This window comes from Aliirhizobium sp. YIM B11859 (assembly GCF_057163345.1).
The window spans coordinates 1-17,102 of sequence record NZ_JBXHAY010000002.1; the positions used below are offsets into that span (position 1 = coordinate 1).

The 17,102-nt window shown below is 60.3% G+C and carries 18 protein-coding genes and 1 tRNA gene; 10 read left to right on the forward strand and 9 right to left on the reverse strand.

Annotation, left to right across the window (positions count from 1 at the left end):
* The 4 genes from AC2GXZ_RS06210 to AC2GXZ_RS06225 form a co-directional block, all read right to left on the reverse strand.
* Positions 1 to 453 (reverse strand): porin (locus AC2GXZ_RS06210; RefSeq protein ID WP_483758287.1); only part of this gene is annotated, 453 nt, incomplete at its 3' end.
* 407 nt (positions 454 to 860) lie between these two features.
* Positions 861 to 950, reverse strand: a tRNA-Ser gene (locus tag AC2GXZ_RS06215).
* A gap of 131 nt (positions 951 to 1,081) precedes the next feature.
* Complete coding sequence (locus tag AC2GXZ_RS06220) at positions 1,082 to 1,882, reverse strand: aldolase/citrate lyase family protein (RefSeq protein WP_483758288.1); 801 nt, start codon at positions 1,880 to 1,882, stop codon at positions 1,082 to 1,084.
* Positions 1,883 to 1,939: 57 nt separating this feature from the next.
* Positions 1,940 to 3,157 carry an NAD(P)/FAD-dependent oxidoreductase gene (locus tag AC2GXZ_RS06225; protein ID WP_483758289.1) on the reverse strand — a complete coding sequence of 406 codons (1,218 nt, stop codon included), beginning with the start codon at positions 3,155 to 3,157 and terminating at the stop codon, positions 1,940 to 1,942.
* A gap of 226 nt (positions 3,158 to 3,383) precedes the next feature.
* Between AC2GXZ_RS06225 and AC2GXZ_RS06230 the strand changes: the two genes are divergently transcribed.
* Positions 3,384 to 3,740, forward strand: a complete 357-nt coding sequence (locus AC2GXZ_RS06230; RefSeq protein ID WP_483758290.1) for a hypothetical protein — start codon at positions 3,384 to 3,386, stop codon at positions 3,738 to 3,740.
* Between the two features lie 29 nt (positions 3,741 to 3,769).
* Here AC2GXZ_RS06230 and AC2GXZ_RS06235 read toward each other — a convergent pair whose 3' ends face one another.
* Positions 3,770 to 4,051 (reverse strand): sunset domain-containing protein, encoded by a 282-nt coding sequence (locus AC2GXZ_RS06235; protein WP_483758291.1) that lies wholly within the window; start codon positions 4,049 to 4,051, stop codon positions 3,770 to 3,772.
* A 213-nt stretch (positions 4,052 to 4,264) separates the two neighbouring features.
* On the opposite strand from AC2GXZ_RS06235, the gene AC2GXZ_RS06240 reads away from it, so the two are divergent.
* Positions 4,265 to 5,389, forward strand: coding sequence for a pyridoxal phosphate-dependent aminotransferase (locus AC2GXZ_RS06240; RefSeq protein WP_483758292.1), 1,125 nt, complete (start codon positions 4,265 to 4,267; stop codon positions 5,387 to 5,389).
* Positions 5,390 to 5,483: 94 nt separating this feature from the next.
* On the opposite strand, the gene AC2GXZ_RS06245 is transcribed toward AC2GXZ_RS06240, so the two are convergent.
* On the reverse strand, positions 5,484 to 6,362 hold the full coding sequence (locus AC2GXZ_RS06245) for an SDR family oxidoreductase (RefSeq protein ID WP_483758293.1): 879 nt from the start codon (positions 6,360 to 6,362) through the stop codon (positions 5,484 to 5,486).
* A 260-nt stretch (positions 6,363 to 6,622) separates the two neighbouring features.
* Between AC2GXZ_RS06245 and AC2GXZ_RS06250 the strand changes: the two genes are divergently transcribed.
* Positions 6,623 to 7,057 carry a winged helix-turn-helix transcriptional regulator gene (locus AC2GXZ_RS06250; RefSeq protein ID WP_483758294.1) on the forward strand — a complete coding sequence of 145 codons (435 nt, stop codon included), beginning with the start codon at positions 6,623 to 6,625 and terminating at the stop codon, positions 7,055 to 7,057.
* A 146-nt stretch (positions 7,058 to 7,203) separates the two neighbouring features.
* On the opposite strand, the gene AC2GXZ_RS06255 is transcribed toward AC2GXZ_RS06250, so the two are convergent.
* The gene (locus tag AC2GXZ_RS06255) at positions 7,204 to 7,470 is read right to left on the reverse strand and encodes an SEL1-like repeat protein (RefSeq protein WP_483758295.1); all 267 of its coding nucleotides are present in this window, start codon (positions 7,468 to 7,470) and stop codon (positions 7,204 to 7,206) included.
* Between the two features lie 498 nt (positions 7,471 to 7,968).
* Between AC2GXZ_RS06255 and AC2GXZ_RS06260 the strand changes: the two genes are divergently transcribed.
* The 4 genes from AC2GXZ_RS06260 (at position 7,969) to AC2GXZ_RS06275 (ending at position 10,504) form a co-directional block, all read left to right on the forward strand.
* Positions 7,969 to 8,307: a DUF2147 domain-containing protein gene (locus tag AC2GXZ_RS06260; RefSeq protein WP_483758296.1), complete on the forward strand. Its 339-nt coding sequence runs from the start codon at positions 7,969 to 7,971 to the stop codon at positions 8,305 to 8,307.
* A 176-nt stretch (positions 8,308 to 8,483) separates the two neighbouring features.
* The gene (locus AC2GXZ_RS06265; RefSeq protein ID WP_483758297.1) at positions 8,484 to 8,654 is read left to right on the forward strand and encodes a hypothetical protein; all 171 of its coding nucleotides are present in this window, start codon (positions 8,484 to 8,486) and stop codon (positions 8,652 to 8,654) included.
* A 98-nt stretch (positions 8,655 to 8,752) separates the two neighbouring features.
* On the forward strand, positions 8,753 to 10,255 hold the full coding sequence (amn, locus tag AC2GXZ_RS06270; protein WP_483758298.1) for an AMP nucleosidase: 1,503 nt from the start codon (positions 8,753 to 8,755) through the stop codon (positions 10,253 to 10,255).
* A gap of 21 nt (positions 10,256 to 10,276) precedes the next feature.
* Positions 10,277 to 10,504, forward strand: coding sequence for a PIN domain-containing protein (locus AC2GXZ_RS06275; RefSeq protein ID WP_483758299.1), 228 nt, complete (start codon positions 10,277 to 10,279; stop codon positions 10,502 to 10,504).
* Here AC2GXZ_RS06275 and AC2GXZ_RS06280 read toward each other — a convergent pair.
* On the reverse strand, positions 10,490 to 11,476 hold the full coding sequence (locus AC2GXZ_RS06280; protein ID WP_483758300.1) for a lysylphosphatidylglycerol synthase domain-containing protein: 987 nt from the start codon (positions 11,474 to 11,476) through the stop codon (positions 10,490 to 10,492). The two genes, AC2GXZ_RS06275 and AC2GXZ_RS06280, sit on opposite strands and share 15 nt — an antisense overlap.
* Positions 11,477 to 11,575: 99 nt before the next feature.
* On the opposite strand from AC2GXZ_RS06280, the gene AC2GXZ_RS06285 reads away from it, so the two are divergent.
* The 3 genes from AC2GXZ_RS06285 to AC2GXZ_RS06295 are packed head-to-tail and all read left to right on the forward strand — an operon-like array spanning position 11,576 to position 15,647.
* Entirely contained in the window at positions 11,576 to 12,595 is a 1,020-nt protein-coding gene (locus AC2GXZ_RS06285) for a glycosyltransferase family 2 protein (protein ID WP_483758301.1), read from the forward strand.
* Complete coding sequence (locus tag AC2GXZ_RS06290; RefSeq protein ID WP_483758302.1) at positions 12,579 to 14,084, forward strand: ArnT family glycosyltransferase; 1,506 nt, start codon at positions 12,579 to 12,581, stop codon at positions 14,082 to 14,084. The genes AC2GXZ_RS06285 and AC2GXZ_RS06290 overlap by 17 nt, the downstream gene beginning before the upstream one ends.
* Before the next feature lie 21 nt (positions 14,085 to 14,105).
* Entirely contained in the window at positions 14,106 to 15,647 is a 1,542-nt protein-coding gene (locus tag AC2GXZ_RS06295) for a glycosyltransferase family 39 protein (protein ID WP_483758303.1), read from the forward strand.
* Between the two features lie 60 nt (positions 15,648 to 15,707).
* Here AC2GXZ_RS06295 and AC2GXZ_RS06300 read toward each other — a convergent pair whose 3' ends face one another.
* A complete protein-coding gene (locus tag AC2GXZ_RS06300; protein WP_483758304.1) occupies positions 15,708 to 17,090 on the reverse strand; it encodes an aspartate aminotransferase family protein in 1,383 nt (460 codons plus the stop codon).
* Positions 17,091 to 17,102: the final 12 nt, after the last annotated feature.

The following is a 17,102-nucleotide window of genomic DNA, read 5'->3' on the forward strand; positions in this document are numbered from 1 at the left end:
CAGCTGCTCATAAAGCGAGTCCTGCAGACCAACCGTGAAGCCGCCGAGTTCGATGGTAGCAACCATCAGGCGGGTACGGGTGTTGTTGCCGTCGAGCGTGGAAACGTCGTAGCGCGGGTTGTAGTCAAAACGAGCCGTCATGTTCGTCTTCAGGGCGCCGAATTCGGTGTCCGAAGCAGACGACATGTAGATTTCAGCGCGGGTGTTGGTGTAGGTGCCGCTGCTCTTAGTCGTGTAAGCGTCAGCATACTTCGCGTCGAAACGAACGCGACCGCCGACCTTCAGGCAGGTTTCGGTGCCCGGGATGTAGAAGTAGCCAGTGCCGAATGCGTCGCAAACGCGAACGTATTCCATCGGCTCAGGTTCAGCAGCGACGATTGCGTCGGCAGCCTGGGCGCCAGATACTGCTGCGAGTGCTGCAGCGGAGCCGAGGAGAAGGCTCTTGATGTTCATTTTTGACCTCCAGTCAAAGTTTCATTCAGGGTTGGGTCTGCTTTGCCAGAGGCTTTTGTTCCCTGCCCATCCCAACGATGTAGAAACCGACGAACCACCGCCGCGCTTCTGGATTTGAAAATACAAAAGGCTTTCGATCATGCAATCGTGAAGTGGACAGGAAGTTGATTAGCCAGCCCGCTTCCGCAAACCCTGTTGCCGAAACAGCACAAAACCGCATCCGGCCGTCATTAAAATTTTACATTTCGTTAAGAAAGGACTTTGAAAGCAGCCACTTATGACAGCGCGGAAGGACCACTCGCGCATAGATTTAGTGTTGCCGAGCCGACACAACGGGCGATGTGTGGCAGGCTTAGACAATTGCGATTTGGATGATTGGAAATTGGAATATGCCGGCAAAAGCATGATGGCGGAGAAGATGGGATTCGAACCCACGATACCCTTCCGGGTATACTCCCTTAGCAGGGGAGCGCCTTCGACCACTCGGCCACCTCTCCGGTGCCGTGGTGATTATTGTGAAAGAATTTCGAATGCAAGGTCTTTTAGAAAAAAGTGGTGTCGCGGCTGGGGATGAATGCGGGCAACCGCCGTCTCAGGCTGCAGCCCGCACCGGTTTGTCGTCGGTCACTCAGTAGCCGGAACCGGAAGCGCTGCCGCCGGATCCGCGACCATAACGGCCAGCCAGCGCCTTTAACGTCGCCGACAATTCGGTAACGTCGGCCCCAACGGCGACGAATGTCGCGCCGAGATCGAGATAACGGCGGTTTAAGGTCTCGCTGAACGTCAGAATGCCGGCCGGCTTGCCGGCGGCGATGATCCGCCCGATCGCCTGCTCGATTACTTCTTGAACTTCCGGAGCCTCCATTCGCCCAAGATAACCGAGATCGGCAGACAGGTCGGCCGGGCCGATGAAGACGCCATCAACACCATCGACGGCGGCAATCGCCTCCAGATTGTCGATCGCGGTCCTGGTTTCCGCCTGGACGAGAAGGCAGATCTCGTCATCGGCGGTCTGTGCATAATCCGCGATTGCGTTGAAACCGGAGGCGCGGGCGACGGCTGCCCCCAGGCCACGGCTGCCGCGCGGCGGATAACGCACCGCCTGCACCAGTGCTTTGGCCTGTTCGGGCGAATCGACCATCGGAACGAGTAGCGTGCGCGCACCGGCATCGAGAAGCTGCTTGATGAACCAGGTCTCGCCGAGCGGCGGACGCACGACCGGCTCGACCGGGAACGGTGCCAGCGCCCGCAACTGGGCAATGATACTGCGCAGATCGTTCGGCCCGTGTTCCGAATCGATGACCAGCCAGTCGAAGCCCGCAGTTGCGGCAATCTCGGCCGGCAGCGCCTCGCCGGTATTCAGCCAGAGGCCGATCTGCGGGCTTGCGGCCTTGATGGCTGCCTTGAACGCGTTTTTCGGTGCGGGCATGTCTCCTCCTATGCCATTCAGTCTGTTTTGAGGTCCGTTCGGTGGGCCAAAGGTTATTCAGGTGATGAGCTGCTTCAGGTCGGTGGCCGGGTCGGCCAGCAGCGTTTTTTGCGGGTTGATGCCGATCTCCAGCATTTTCTTGCCGGTGACATAGGCCTTGGCGTCGTTGATCGCGTCGACGGCGATAAGCTTGCCTTCGCGGAAATACCAGACAGACACCGCTCCCTCACGGGCACCGGGGCGCACCAGCGTCTCGTCGTAACCGAGATTAAAGCCGGCGATCTGCAGCTTGACGTCATACTGGTCGGACCAGAACCATGGTTTTGGTGCGTAGGGCTCGGTCGCACCGGCAAGCGTGGCTGCGACCGATTCGGCCTGGTCGACGGCGTTCTGCACCGATTCGAGCCGGATGCGGCCCGTCTGCCAGGGCAGCATGGCACAATCGCCCATGGCGAAGATCGACGGATCGGAGGTACGGGCAAATTCATCGACGAGGATGCCGTTGCCGACATCGAGGCCGCAATCCTGCGCCAGCCGATCATTGGGAGTAACGCCGATGCCGACGATGACGAAATCGAGGTCGATCACGGTTCCATCGGAAAGCTCGGCCGCACGGACCTTGCCATCCTCGCCGATCAGCCGGATGAGCCCGGTCTTCTCGCGAATAACCACCCCGCGTGCATCATGGATGCCACGCATGATGTCGGCCGTCTCCTTCGATGCCACGCGGGCGAGAATGCGGTCGGCCATTTCGATCAGCGTCACCTCCAGGCCGAGATGGCGGGCGACGGCGGCGGCCTCGAGCCCGATATAACCGCCACCGATGATCAGCAGACGGCGGCCAGCTTTCATCTCGTCGGCCAGCCTGTCGGCATCACGCTTGTCGCGCACGGTATAGACGCCGTCCAGATCGCCGCCGATGCTGGCCGGTAGCGTGCGCGGCGTGGAGCCGGTTGTGATTGCCAGCGTCTCGTATTCGAGAACCGAGCCATCCTGCATGCGCACGGTCTTGCTGCCGCGGTCGATTTCCTCGACATAGGTCGAAAGCCGGACCTCGACATCGTTTTCCTCAAACCAGGCATCTACCCGGAAGGTCAGGCGGTCGAAGCTCATTTCGCCGAGCAGATATTTCTTCGACAGCGGCGGCCGCTGATAGGGAAAGACGTCTTCGGCACCGATCATGGTGATCGGACGCATGTCCTTCAGCGCCCGTAACCTGGCGGCCAGCGCAAATCCCGCCTGCCCCGCTCCGACGATCACCAACCTGCCTGTCACTTGCTTGCTCCGTTCCGATCCGATCGCTTCCGGCATAGCACCGATGGCGACAGAGAAAGGGGTACCGTCGCGACGCAAAACCGTCAACAACGCGACATCGTGTCAATCCGGGCAAAGCGCTCCCCGTCGAACACCACAGATCGCGAAAAATTTACCAATCAACTTTAGAATGCATCAGAAATACAGGAATAAAATCATAGTCGCGGAGAGGAGCAAGGAGGACGATATGGCGCCACTGACGGATAGCAGCGAGAACCACGATCAGGCGGGCCTGCGCCGGGTATTTGAGAAATTCAACGTTGATCGGCCGGGCAAGATCGTGCTCGTCGAACACCATCTCAGCACCAAGACCAGCATACGCTGCCTGATCCGCACCATCTCGCTTCAGGGAGCGGAGATCGAGGTGAGCCCGAACCTGCCGGTACCGACGAATTTCTTCCTCGCTATCCTCGGCATTCGCGATGAAATCGGCTGCACCGTCATGTCGCGCGATGAGGAGAAGGTCGTCGTCGGCTTCAACATGCTGATCAACCCGGAATTTTTGCATCACGTGATCAGGCTTAATTTCGAGACCAGCCACTAGCCAGCGCGGCGTCCTTCCCTTCGTCGGATCTATTGTCGTGACCGGCGCCATCCGGCGGCGCGTGCATCCGCTTCGGAGCAGAACCATCGTTCTCCGTATTCACGCCTGATTATGGTGTCCTCATAATAAAGCTGGCCGGGAACATGATAGATCCGTTCACCGCTATTGATCGAAACGTTGCCCTTTATCCGACAGGACGGGCCGACGGCCGCGCCGACCAAACGAGCGGCCTTGGGCAACAGCGAATGTCCTCCCATAGCAAGAAAGCTTATGGCTGCAGCGGCAATGACGATGAGCGTAAACTTGGCCATCGAAGCAGGATGAGCACAAACGTTTGATGGTGCATTTCATTTATCACTAAAGTTGCATTCAATTGTCGCCACCATCAATGAGAGCGATGTTTCCGCCGAAATCCGGCGTTGCTGGAAAGTCATTGCAGCAGACGCCTGTTGAAGAAGCCTGCGGACTTGCACTGCCTGCAAACCTTTCTATTGTGTGCCGGCTTTCAACCGGACCTTTCTGACATGCCCGCATTTTCCCGCTTCACCCCGCTCGTCAATTCGCTGCCTGCCACCGTTCCTTTCGTCGGGCCGGAAGCGCTGGAGCGAAAGAGCGGCGCCGTCGTCAAAGCGCGCATCGGCGCCAACGAGAACGGCTTCGGCCCGGCTCCTTCGGTAATGGAGGCGATATCGGCGGCGGCGGCGGGCACCTGGAAATATGCCGACCCGGAAAATTTCGACATTAAGGCGGCGCTTGCCGCCCATCTGAAATGTCGCCCCGAAAATCTGGCGATCGGCGAAGGCGTCGACAGCCTGCTTGGTCAGATCGTCCGTCTCGTCATCGATCCCGCTTCGCCCACGCCGGTGCCGGTGGTGACGTCGTTCGGCGGTTATCCGACCTTTAACTTTCACGTCGCCGGTTGCGGCGGCAGGCTCGTGACCGTGCCTTATGTCAACGACCGGGAAGACATGGACGGCCTGCTCGATGCGGTGCGCCGGGAAAACGCGCCGCTTGTCTATTTTGCCAATCCGGACAATCCGATGGGCAGTTGGTGGGAAGCCGACAAAGTGATCGCCTTTGCCAAGGCGCTGCCGGAAACGACGCTGCTCGTTCTCGACGAAGCCTATTGCGAGACCGGCCCGGCCAGCGCTTTGCCGTCGATCGCGGCACTGATCGAGCTGCCGAACGTGGTGCGCACGCGCACTTTCTCGAAGGCGTACGGATTGGCCGGTGCACGCGTTGGTTATGCGATCACCACGGAAGGCACGGCAAAAGCCTTCGACAAGATCCGCAACCATTTCGGCATGAACCGGATCGCGGTGGCTGCAGCGATCGCCGCATTGAAAGACCAGGCCTATCTCAAGGACGTGGTCGGCAGGATCGAGGCATCACGCGAAAGGATCGCGGCAATTGCCGCGTCGAACGGGCTCAAGGCGTTGCCTTCGGCCACCAATTTCGTCGCCATCGATTGTGGCCGTGACGCTGCCTATGCGCGCGCCATCGTCGACGGACTGCTCGCCCACGGCATTTTCATCCGCATGCCGGGTGTGGCGCCGCTCAATCGCTGCATTCGCATCAGCACCGGGCCTGACGCAGACATGGCGCTGCTCGAACAGGCGCTTCCGCAGGTCTTGAAGTCGCTCGGATAACATTTTTGCCGGGTCCGGACCGGAGTAAAAAAACAAAAGGGCCGGGCGAACAAGCGCCCGACCCTTTCGTTTCCAGAGTTTAAATCCTTGCGGATCAGACAACACCGCCATTGGCATAAAGTGTCTGGCCGTTGACCCACCAGCCATCCGGGCTGCAGAGGAAGGCGACCATGCCCGCGATATCGGACGGTTCACCGATACGGCCATGCGGCGTGCGCTGCGCAAACCCCGCGACCTGCTCGTCGGTCTTGCCGTCGAGGAAGAGCGTTGTGGCAACGAGGCCGGGGGCGATGGCATTGACGGAGATCTTCCGGCCGGCCAGTTCCTTGGCAAGGATGTTGGCGTAGATCTCCATCGATCCCTTGCTGGCTGCGTAAGGGCCGTAGGTCGGCGAACGAAGCTGCACGATACTTGACGAAGTGGCGACGATCCGACCGCCATCGCGCAGGCGACGGGCTGCTTCGCGCAACGTATTGAAACTGCCCTTCACGTTGGTATCGACCATCACGTCGAAATCCTCGTCGGTCATGTCGCGGAACGGCGCGAGGTTCATCACACAGGCATTGGCGACCGCGACGTCGATCCCACCGAAATTACGCTCGGCCACATCGAAAAGCCGACGCACAGCCGCGGGATCACGGATATCGGCCTGTTCCCATACCGCCTGACCACCGGCATTCTCGATTTCGCGTACCACGCCAGCTGCCAGGTCCCGGTTGACCCGGCAATTGACGACGACCTTGAAGCCGTCGCCCGCCAGCCGCCTGGCCGTTGCAGCGCCGATGCCGCGCGACGAGCCGGTGACGATGGCCACCTTGTCGTCGGTCTGGAATTGCTGCGCCCGAGCGCTACCGGCCGCGGCCGCGGCAACAACGACGGCAGGGGCAATCGCAGCGGCAGAAAGGACTGTCCGGCGCGACAGTGTGGAATTTCTGGTGGAATTTTGGGCGGATTTCCAAGCGTTATCGTCCATATTCGCCTTCCCTAGCGTGTCGTGGCCCCGAGAATATCGAGGTCCTTGCCTGTTGCCGGCAGCCGGCATCGTTCCGGCACGGATCATTCCGCCGGTTCGACACGTCTGCGTTTTCGAATTACCGGGCTCGTGACATCACGGGCCGGCGTGATCTGCCGTCGTTTGCCTCTTGCCCACGTCGACAGTCACGCACTATTCTTGAGTAACTCTCTTTTCGAAAGTAGGCACTTCAAAGTGCCGTAGTCACCTGCGAGAAAGAAATGGGAAAACCGAACGAATCCGCGTTCACGGCCGAGGAACTTTTTCGTGCGCAGTCCTACAAGGCGCGCGATTATCCGAAAGATGTACCGCCGGGCGTCGAGAATGTGGTGCGCGAGATGATCGCCGGCTTTGCCGACAAATGGACGGTCGTTATCCTCGATACGTTATGGGATCAGGGAACGCTGCGCTTTTCCGAACTGGCCCGGACTGTCGAGGGGATAAGCCAGAAGATGCTGACACAGACGCTGCGCCGCATGGAACGCGACGGGCTGGTGGTCCGCACGCTCTATCCGTCAGTGCCGCCGAAGGTGGAATACCGGCTGTCGCCGCTCGGTCTGACGCTGGGGGCGGCCTTTTGCAATGTCTGGATATGGGCGGTGGACAATCATGACGCCGTGCAGGGCGCCCGTGAGGCGTTCGACGGCCAGGATTGACAGGAGATCCGGTGACGGAAAAAGCCGCGCCGGCATTGTCCCTGCCGGTCGCGGCTCAATTGTCGGGTGCCGGGCGCGATAAAATCGCTGATGCCGGGCTCCCTCCTCCATTTTTATTGTTTGTGTGATTTGCCGGATGGCTATGCTCAGTGCACCGTCATCCATTCGCGGGCAGCGCGCAGCGCTTCCGCAAGCTGCATCTTGCTCATCTGGCAGGCGAGATCGGCGCGCAGTTCTGCGGCACGGTCGGACCCCTTGATGGCGGCGATGTTCAGCCATTTGTGGGCGGACACGAGGTCGATTTCGACCCCGCGGCCCGTTGCATACATAAGTCCCATGTCGCAGAAGACTTCCGCGCGGGCCTCGCCACCCATGGTGGCCATTTCAGTCGAAGAAATTTCAAAGCGTGCCATCGGTTTTGATCCCTGTTTAAAGACCTGGTTTATTCTTCTGCCCTGTTCATCATTCCCGTCCGGATCACCGTCTCATGCGGCTTTGTCGATCCATCGGGGTGGCGGTTTTTCCCGCTCGTTTGATGAGACCAATATGCTCCAAAGGTTCGAAAAGACCGCTAAAAAGAATGCTTAACTTGCGGAAAACAAAGTTCAAATTCTTCGTAAATTTGTATTTTCGTTAAGCACCACAAGGCCTGCCTGTTAAGGGTTTCCGGCTTCTGTTCACGAAGTGTTAGGATTTCGATCGAAACCCTTTGTTCAGCACGTTTTCGCATCCGTCTGCGCAAAGACGGAAAAAACGGAGCAGGAAGATCTGTCGGAAAAGGTGGAAAACGGTGTGGTTGCCGAGGGGTCGGAACTTTACCTTTACGTACAGGTAATCTAATTTGCGGGCCGGTATCGATTGCGGGAGGGCAATCGTTGCCCATCGAAGCAATGATCCAAGGAGGAGATCCCATGCTGAAGACTTTCGCCCTGGCTGCGGCTTTTTCGATGCTTGCGATCGCCAGCCAGGCGGCCGAGCCGATCGAAGGCAACTGGAAGACCGAAAGCGGTGCCACCGCCGAGATCGGCAAATGCGGAACAGCCTATTGCGTGACGCTGAAGACGGGCAAACATGCCGGAAAGCAGATCGGCAAGCTTGCCGGTAGCGGCGACAGCTATTCCGGCGAAATCACCGATCCGGACAATGACAAGACCTATGCGGGCTCCGGCGCGGTAACCGGCAATGCGCTGAAGATGACGGGCTGCGTCTTGAAGGTGCTGTGCAAGTCGCAGACCTGGACGAGGCTTTGACGGGCGAGAGGACTAGCGGGAGCCGACTGCATCGGCCGGCTTTCCGTGCCGGGTATGCGGCCATGACGATCAGAGAGCGGCGTTAATCACCCTGAACGGCAGATGAAACAGGCTCTCAGCCTCCATACAGGTGGCGGCCACTATTCTGCCTCCATTCGAAACCGGGGGAAGAGATCATGCCGACCATCGCACGCCGCCTTACCATTATCACGCTGATGATGACGATTTTCGCGATCTCCTTTGCAGCGCTGGCATCACATACATCCAAACGCCCCCTTGGCATCAACATCAGCAGCGGTTCGCTTTGCTTCTACCAGTCGAACGGCGAGTGCGTAACGACGCTTTGAGACGGGTCAGCGCCCGGCGCCGAATTGAAAATGCAGCAGGCGAAGAGGCGGGCGTGGATCGCCGTTTGATTGTCATGGAGTTCTCTCTATAATGGCTCATGAACACACGTATCGCTCCCCTTTCGCCCATTTCTTTCATCAGCCCGAGCCCGGTAGAGCCTCAGGTTTTCGACAATGCCGAACAGGCAGTCGATGCGCTGACGGCACTTTATGAGCGGAATACGCAATTCCTGATCGACGGGTTCGGCAGTCTCGCCAGAGGAGGTCCGGTGGCCGGTCGCTACCGTGCCTGCTACCCGCAGGTATCGATCGAGACGACGTCCTTCGGCCATGCCGATTCGCGCCTCTCCTACGGGCATGTCGCAGCGCCCGGCGTCTATACGACGACGGTGACGCGGCCGATCCTGTTTCGCCACTATCTGATCGAACAGCTCGAGCTTTTGATGCGCAATCACGGCATACCGGTGACCGTGTCGGAATCGACGACACCGATCCCGCTGCATTTCGCCTTTGGCGAAGGCGCACATGTGGAAGCCTCGGCCTCCAGCGCGATGGCCGACATTCCCATGCGCGACCTGTTCGACACGCCCGATCTCAATAATACTGACGACCTGATCGCCAATGGCGAATATGAGGCGCGTCCGGGCGAGCCTGCACCGCTTGCGCCGTTTACCGCCCAGCGCATCGATTATTCACTGGCGCGCCTCAGCCACTACACGGCAACGGGGGCCGAGCATTTCCAGAACTTCGTGCTGTTCACCAATTACCAGTTCTATATCGACGAATTCGCCACCTGGGCCCGCAAGCTGATGGCCGAGGGTGGCGATGGCTACACGGCCTTTGTCGAGCCAGGCAACATCACGACGCTTGCCGGCCGGGACCGGCCGGAGACGGAAGCATCCGGCCGCCTGCCGCAAATGCCGGCCTATCACCTGAAAAAAGATGACCATTCGGGCATTACGCTGGTCAATATCGGCATCGGCCCGTCCAACGCCAAGACGATCACCGACCATATCGCCGTGCTTCGCCCGCATGCCTGGCTGATGGTCGGCCATTGTGCCGGGCTTCGCAACAGCCAGCGGCTCGGCGATTACGTGCTTGCCCATGCCTATGTTCGCGAGGACCACGTGCTGGACGACGACCTGCCCGTCTGGGTGCCTATCCCGGCGCTTGCGGAAGTGCAGCAGGCGCTGGAAAGCGCCGTCGAGGAAGTGACCGGCTACGAGGGTTTCGAACTGAAGCGGATCATGCGCACCGGCACGGTGGCGACGATCGACAATCGCAACTGGGAACTTCGCGACCAGGCGGGTCCGGTGAAGCGGCTGTCGCAGTCACGCGCCATCGCGCTCGACATGGAATCGGCAACGATCGCGGCCAATGGCTTCCGTTTCCGCGTGCCTTACGGAACGCTGCTGTGCGTCTCCGACCGACCGTTGCATGGCGAACTGAAACTGCCGGGCATGGCGACCGCATTTTACCGCACTCAGGTCAGCCAGCATCTGCAGATCGGCATCCGCGCCGTGCAGAAGCTCGCCGCCATGCCGACCGAGACGCTGCATTCGCGCAAACTGCGCAGTTTCTACGAGACGGCGTTCCAATAACATTGTCGGCCGACGGCGCGTTTGATCGAGCTGAATTTCGCCGCTTTCCCGATCGTTTCGATGCTGTCTCCAGCCTTGGCAATCAAGGCGACGTCGAATTACCGGAGATTGCGGGAACGCGGATTCACCACCGGCAAGACACCCGGTCTGATCATAGGTAGCTACTGCATCGAACACGGCCACAGCCTGCTGCAACGGGACAAGGACTATCTGCCGATGGCCGAGCATCTCGGCCTAAGGTTCGCCTGAAACCTGCCTCTTGCCTCGCGCCGCGAACAATGACAACGCCGTACCGATCATCGATGAGACGATGACGAGGAGGTGGGTGTTGACCGCGGCGCGGCCGAGTTCGGCCAGGCCATCGCCACTTGCCATCGCGCCGAAGGCGATGGCGCCGGCGCTAATTCCGGCCGGATAGGTACCGACACCACCCGGCGCATGGACCGGCAGGACGGAAGAAAGTTCGCCGCCGAGCGCTCCACCGAAACCCGATCCGAGCGAGAGCCCTCCGAGCAGGCAGAGGACCCAGGCGAGAACCGCGATCTTGGTGAACCAGTTGACAAGCGTTGCCCCCCAGGCGCGCGCAAAGGCTGCAGCATCGACAGGAAGCCCCGCCTCGACTTCGGCCAGCATTTTTTCCGCCTTGGCCGGCATGATTTTTCTCGCAAGCCGCAAGCCGAGACGACGCAGCGCAAAACCTGCTGCCGGCAGGATCAGGAAGACCAGCCAGAGGCCCCAGGCCAAGATTGCTGCCGGCTGACCATCGGCCTGCAGTACAAGGCCCATGCCGGCCGCGGCAAGCAAAGCGTGGAGATCGAACAGCCGCATGACGAAGAGTGCGGCCGTGCCTCTTGCCAACGACAGATCGAACTCACGCTTCATCAACAGTGGAAAACTCGCCTCACCGGAGCGGAAGGGCAGCATGATGTTGAGGAGGTTGTGAACCTGGACAAGGCGCAGAAGAGTGCCGAAGCGGCCGGCAGTCTCTGCCGGAAAATAGTCGTAGATGCGCCAGGTGCGCAGGACATAGGTGCCGAGCAGCGCCAGAAGAGCTGCAAGCGCCGAGCCGAGGCCGGCCTCCTCCCATAACGACAGAACGCTGCCCCAGCCCCAGACCCATTGGATGAAGGCGGCATAAAGGATGACGACGGCCAGCGTCAGCAGCGTCATGGCGTTGCGAATTACCCATGTTTTGCGGCTGGCAACAGGATAACTCTTCATATATCAGGAGCCCCAACAGGATATTTCGGGTCGATGCAAAAACGATGCACGCCACGGCGTGCACTTCTCAAGGACCCCGCTTCTTAGGAGAAACACAAGGTGCGTACAACAACTGAGTCGGTGACCCGCCTCGTCGAGACGCCCAATGCGGTCGAACTGTCGCTGGTGGTGCCGCTGTTCAACGAAGAGGAAAGCGTCGGGCCGCTGATCGAGCGGATCTGTACCTCGATGGTCGATTATCCGGCAAGCTGGGAGTTGATCCTCGTCGATGACGGCAGCACGGATGCGACGGTCGTCAATGCCCGGGCTGAGATCGGCCGACCGGGCCTTGATCTGAAGATCGTCGCATTGCAGCGCAATTTCGGCCAGACGGCGGCCATGCAGGCCGGCATCACCCAGGCCGAGGGCCGGCTGATCGCGACGCTCGACGGCGACCTGCAAAACGATCCTAAGGACATTCCGACCATGGTGGCGGAGCTTGAACGCCGCGAACTCGACCTTCTGGTCGGTTGGCGCAAGAACCGCCAGGACGGATTGCTCTTGCGCAAGGTTCCCTCCTTCATCGCCAACCGGCTGATCGGTCGCATTACCGGCGTGCGCCTGCATGACTACGGCTGTTCGCTGAAGATCTATCGGTCGGCGGTGATCAAGCAGGTGAAGCTGATGGGCGAGATGCACCGTTTCATCCCGGCCTGGGTTGCCGGCGTCGTGCCGAGCTCGCGGATCGGCGAAATGCCGGTGACACACCATGCACGCCAGCATGGCGTTTCCAAATACGGCATATCGCGCACGTTCCGGGTGATCCTCGACCTTCTGTCGGTGATGTTCTTCATGCGCTTCAAGGCGCGGCCGGGGCATTTCTTCGGCTCGCTCGGCCTTGGCCTCGGTGCGCTGTCGGCGCTGATTCTGTTCTATCTGTTCATCGACAAGTTCATCATGGGCAATGATATCGGCACGCGGCCGCTGTTCCTGATCGGCGTCATGCTGTTCTTGTCGGCCGTGCAGATGATCACCACCGGCATTCTGGCCGAAATGATCGCCCGCACCTATTACCGGGAGGATACGGCGCTCAGCTATATCGTCAGAGAAGTATACCAGGCCGATGCGCCGGCTGCGTGATGCGCTCACGCTGAAGCCGGAGCGGGTTCTCTGGCTGGTCGCGGCCTATTGTCTGGCCGCGATACTGCTGCGCGTGTTGCGCACAGAAGGTCTGCAGGCGGACGAATCGGAACAGGTGGTGCTGTCGCAGTTCCTGTTGCTCGGTTACGGACGTCAGCCGCCCTTCTACAATTGGCTGCAATACGGGGTCATGCATCTTTTCGGGCCGTCGATCTTTTCGCTGACGGTGCTGAAGAACGGCCTGCTGTTTCTCTGTTGCGTGTTTTTCGGGCTGGCGGCACGCCAGCTCAGCGAGCGCAAGGATGTTTCCGCCGCAGCGATCCTCGGCGTCCTGTCATTGCCCGCCGTTACGGTCCTGTCGCAGCGTGACCTCAGCCATGCGGTGGCGCTGCTCTTTTGCGTGTCGCTGTTTCTCTACGCGTTTTTCGGCGCGCTGACACGACCGGCACTCTGGCGTTATGCGCTGACCGGCGTGGCGATCGGCATCGGCACGATCTCCAAATACAATTTTGTCGTGGTGCCGATTGCGGCCCTGATCGCCATCCTGCCGGAAGCCGAATTGCGGCGCCGGCTTTTCGACCGACGGCTGATCGCCACCATCGTGATTGCCGCCCTGATCTGTCTGCCGCATGCGCTGTGGTTCCTCGGCAATATCCATGCGGCAACGGAGGGTACGATCGACGAGATGCGCGACGACGCGACCGGCCATTTCCTTGTCGACCGGCTGGACGGGTTCGTGACGCTGATCGGCGCGGCGATCAAGGGCGGCTTTCCCGTCATCCTTTTCATGCTGATCGCCTTCGGTCGCGAGGTTTTCGACTGTCGGAAGGTTTCGACCGTCTGGACGCGGGTGACGGGGCGTCTGTTCCTGCTCTGTCTTGCGGTCGTCGGATTGATCTCGTTCGGTATGGGTGCCACGACGATCAGCCAGAAATGGCTGTCACCCTTCCTGCTCGTGCTGCCGCTTTATCTCTGTCTGAAGATCGAGGCGAATGGCGGCTTCTACCGTCGCCCGCAGGGTGCCTCGATCCTTGCACTGCCGGTGTCGCTGCTCGCCTTCGGCTTTCTCATCTATCTGGCGGCGGGCAATATTCTGGCGCCGCTTTTTGGCCGCTATCAGAAGGACAGCCTGCCATCGGTGCCTTTCGTGCGCCAGGTGCTTGCAGAAGCCAAGCCTGACAGCCGTCCGGCTTATATTCTCGCCGACACCATGATCCTTGCCGGCAGCGCCAGACTGGCGGCGCCGGATATTTCGGTGGCGCAGCCTTCGGTGGCGGCATCCGCCGGTTTCATCAGCCCGCAAAGCCCGGGTCTGGTGATCTGGAACGGCGCCAACAACACCGCCCTGCCCGCGCCACTGGCAGCCTTGCTGCAAGACCGAGGTGTTGACACCTCGACCCTTATCCCCGAAGCGATGGATGTCCCCTACCCGTTTTCGGGCGGGCGCGACACCGAGCGGTTCCACTACGCCTGGATCGCACGTCCGTAGCTCAATTCGCCGGAGACCCTTTTGGCCAAGACACAATCCGCCGCGAAGACACTTACCCTGCCGACGATTGTCGAACGGCTCGGAAGTGGACAGACGCTCCTGCTGGTGCTTGCCGCCTATTTCATCGCCAATGTCGCCGTGCGCCTGATCCTGCCGCATGGGCTGGAGCTGGACGAGGCCGAACAGGTCTATCTGTCGCAATGGTTCCTGCCCGGATATGGCGCGCAGCCGCCCTTCTACAACTGGCTGCAGCATGGCGCGCTTTCGGTTTTCGGCATGTCGCTGGTGACGCTTTCGGGCCTCAAGGGCGTGATGCTGTTTTTCTCCTACCTGTTCTATTATCTGGCCGCACGGCAGGTGATGGTCGACAAGCGGCTGGCAGTGGTTGCAGCACTCGGCCTCTTGACCATTCCGCAGGTCGCGTTCGAGGCGCAGCGCGATCTCTCGCACACCGTTGCGGCGATCTTCGGGGCCTCACTGTTTCTCTACGCATTGGTGCGGGTCATCTCGGCGCCGTCGCTTTTCGCTTTCCTGCTGTTTGGCGTGGCAACCGGGATCGGCGGCATCACCAAGTATAATTTCGCCGTTCTTCCGGTCGCGGCAGGACTTGCCGTGTTGATGGACAACGACATGCGCCGGACGATGCTGTCGTGGCGGATCCTGCCGGCCGCTTTTCTGGCACTGGTGATCGTTGCCCCGCATGCGCTGTGGCTTGCCGACAATTTCGAGGATGCCAGCGAACGCACGCTGCAAAAGCTCGCGGGCGAGGATGCGAGCGTGATCGAGGCGATCGGCGATGGTCTCGGCTCGCTGTCGGTCGGCCTCCTCAGTTTCCTCGGCCTGACCGCGGTAATTTTCGCGCTTGTCTACCGCGAGCACATCAAGACCATCGTCAAGGCGCAGAGCCGATGGACGCAGCTGATCGGGCGGACGCTGGCGCTGTCGATCGTTCTGATCGTGCTGATGATCTTGTTTGCCGGGTTCGAAAATGTGCGCGACCGCTGGTTGACGCCTATCCTGCTGGGCGCACCGCTTTATCTGGCGTTGAAGATCGATGCCGCGAAAGTGCCTTTGGAGGCAGGCCTGAAGCGGCTGTGGATCGTCGCCATGATCATCATGATCATCGTCCCGTCCGCTCTGGTCCTGCGCGCCAACCTGGGGCGGCTCAAGGGCGATTATACCTATGTGAACATGCCGTTTCAGGCGCTGGCCCGCACGGTCGCGACCAAGGCATCCGGCGCCAACACGATCGTCATTGCCTCGGACGGCCAGCTTGCCGGCAACATGCTGTTCAACCTGCCGGGCCTGAAGGTCACCACCAATCCGCCACCGGCGACGATGCAAAGCCTGTCGCTTGCCGGTTTCGACCGGGCGGTGTTCATCTGGCGGCGCAAGGATGGCGGCATGCCCACCGATTTCAGCGATGCCTTCGGCGACTATCTGCAGGCAGAAGGCGTAGCTCCGATACATCGGGACACAGCCATCGTCGGCTATCCCTATCAATGGGGCCGACCGATGGACCAGTACCGCTTCGCCTATGCGGTGATCGATCTCACAAAATAGGCTTTTCGGCGCAATTTCGGCAAAACCGCTTCACGATCCTGCCGGAATTGCCTCTGAAGGCTATCCCTTCACCGTGTCGCGAAGGTGATCGAGCGCATGGCGCAGTTTTTCGATCACCTCGTCGACCTCGGCGCGGCTGATCGTCAGCGCCGGGGAGGCCAACATACGGTCGCCGGTGGCGCGCATGATCAGGCCGTTGGCGACGCAGTGATTGCGCACGCTGGTGCCGATGTCGTCGGGCTTCAGATAACGGCGGCGGGTGGATTTTTCGGGGCTGAGCTGCAGCCCACCCATCAGCCCGACGCTTTCCGCCTGGCCGACGACCTCGTGATCCTCGAGGCTTTTCCAGGCGGCGGCGAAATAGGGACCGATATCGTCGCGGACCCGCTCGACAAGGCCCTCCTCCTCGATGATTCGCAGGTTTTCGAGCGCTGCGGCCGCGGCCACCGGATGGCCGGAATAGGTGTAGCCATGGGCGAAATCACCGAACTCGTTGACCATCACCTCGGCCACGCGATCGGAAACCAGCACGCCGCCGATCGGGAGATAACCCGATGACAGGCCTTTGGCGATCGGCGCCAGATCCGGTTCGACGCCAAAATGCTGGTAACCGAACCAGGAGCCGAGACGGCCGAAACCGCAGATCACTTCGTCGGAGATGAGCAGGATGTTGCGGGCCTTGGCAATACGGGCGATTTCCGGCCAGTAGGTGTCGGGTGGGATGATGACGCCGCCCGCCCCCTGGATCGGTTCGGCGACGAAGGCCGCGACCCGATCCTCGCCGAGTTCGTCGATCTTGGCTTCCAGTTCGCGCGCCATTTTCAGGCCGAATTCGGCAGGCGTCAGATCACCGCCATCGGCATACCAGTAGGGCTGGCCGATATGGTGGACACCCTCGATCGGCAGATTGCCCTGTTCATGCATGTGCTTCATGCCGCCAAGCGAGGCACCGGCGACCGTCGAGCCGTGATAGGCGTTCTTGCGGGCTATGACCTGCGTTTTCCCGGGTTTTCCCAGCGCCTTCCAGTAAACACGGGCGATGCGGAACCAGGTGTCGGTCGCTTCCGAGCCGGAATTGGTGAAGAAGACGTGGTTCATCTTTCCGCCGGTCTTTCCGGCGATCTTCTGGGCAAGCAGTGTCGCCGGCGGCGTCGTCGTGCCGAAGAAGGTGTTGTAATAGGGCAGTTCCTGCATCTGCCGGTAGGCGGCCTCGGCGATCGACTTGCGGCCATAACCGACATTGACGCACCAGAGGCCGGCAAAGGCATCGAGATATTTCTTGCCCGTCGAATCGTAGATATGGACCCCTTCGGCGCGTTCGATGATGCGCGCGCCCTTGGCGTTCAGTTCCTTCATGTCGGAGAAGGGATGCAGATGATGGGCGGCATCGATGGCTGCAAGATTGGAAATGGGGAGATTGGAAATGGCCGGCTTATCGTTCATCTGATCCCTGCT